This is a genomic window from Deltaproteobacteria bacterium, from assembly GCA_009930495.1.
Taxonomy (GTDB): Bacteria; Desulfobacterota; Desulfovibrionia; order Desulfovibrionales; family Desulfomicrobiaceae; genus Desulfomicrobium.
The window spans coordinates 1-1202 of sequence record RZYB01000431.1 but is presented as its reverse complement, the minus strand read 5'-3'; the positions used below and the strand labels follow the sequence as shown (position 1 = coordinate 1202).

At 61.7% G+C, this 1202-nt stretch carries 3 protein-coding genes; all 3 read right to left on the bottom strand.

Annotated elements, in window-relative coordinates:
* A partial coding sequence (locus EOL86_15245; protein ID NCD26925.1) for an NADH-quinone oxidoreductase subunit D occupies positions 1-621 on the bottom strand: 621 nt, incomplete at its 3' end.
* Complete coding sequence (locus EOL86_15240; GenBank protein NCD26924.1) at positions 618-1094, bottom strand: NADH-quinone oxidoreductase subunit C; 477 nt, start codon at positions 1092-1094, stop codon at positions 618-620. The genes EOL86_15245 and EOL86_15240, both read right to left, overlap by 4 nt.
* Positions 1091-1202 (bottom strand): NADH-quinone oxidoreductase subunit B (locus tag EOL86_15235; GenBank protein ID NCD26923.1); only part of this gene is annotated, 112 nt, incomplete at its 5' end. The genes EOL86_15240 and EOL86_15235, both read right to left, overlap by 4 nt.

The window sequence follows — 1202 nt, the reverse complement described above, 5'->3', positions numbered from 1 at the left end:
GGCCTTGTACATGGGCAGGCGGTCGCGCAGGCGTTTGATGAAGGCCTGGGTACGGGCTTTCAGGGCGTCGTCCATGTCCGCGACCACGCCGCCAAAGGTGAAGGAGGCGTAGGTCAGGCGCGAGCCGGTCAGATCCTGGAGGATGTCCAGAAGCTCTTCGCGGTCGTCAAAAGCGTACAGAATGGGCGTGAAGGCTCCCAGATCCAGCAGGTACGCGCCCCACCACAACAAATGCGAGGAAATGCGGTTCAGTTCGCAGGTGATGACGCGCAGGTATTCGGCCCGTGGCGTGGGCGGCGTGCCGCCGAGTTTTTCGACCGCGCCGACAAAGGCCCAGTTCCAGGCCAGGGCGTGGAGGTAGTCCACCCGGCCCATGTTGGTGATGAACTGGGCGTAGTTTTTCACTTCGGCCATCTTTTCGTGCATGCGGTGGATGTAGCCCAACACGGGTTCGGCGCGCAGGATATATTCGCCATCAATTTCCAACATGACGCGCAGAACGCCGTGGGTGGACGGATGTTGCGGCCCCATGTTCAGGATGAGGCTGTTTTCCTGTTGTCCTTGCTCAAAATGCTGGGTGTAAAAGCCGCGCTCGGCGATCTGTTCCTTGCTGAACATCATGCCTCCTCCTTCTCGGCCTGGGGCGCGGCCCAGGGAAAGAGGGTCGCCAGGGCCGCCTTGGATTTGTCGTCCTTTTTGAGCGGCGGCGTTTCCACGTCCGGCGGCAACAGGAGCGGGAGCAGATTTTTGTGCCCGGTGAAGACCGTGCCGTAGAAGTCGAAGCATTCGCGCTCATGCCAGTCCGCGCCCGGATAGATGTCCGAGACGGTCTCGATGGCGTTGGCCGGGGTCACGGCCATGACGCTGACCCGGCCCGGACAATCAAAATGATCGTAATGATACAGCACCAACGAGCCTTCCCGGACCTCGGACACGGTCACGTCTTCCAGATGCAGGCCGTGCTGGCGGCACAGGGTCGCGGCCTGGCGGACATGCTCCGGAGCGACGAAGATGGAATAGGTGAGTCCCGTTCGGGCCGGGTTTTGAGCCGTAGCCGCGATATGGGGCAGGGCGGCCAGAAAATGATCGCTCATGGTTCGATCCCTCCCTTGGCCTCGGGCCACCAGCGTTTGCCGGAGATTTTCTCCTGGAGCAGGAACAGGCCTTCCAAAAGTCCCTCGGGCCGGGGCGGACAACCAGGA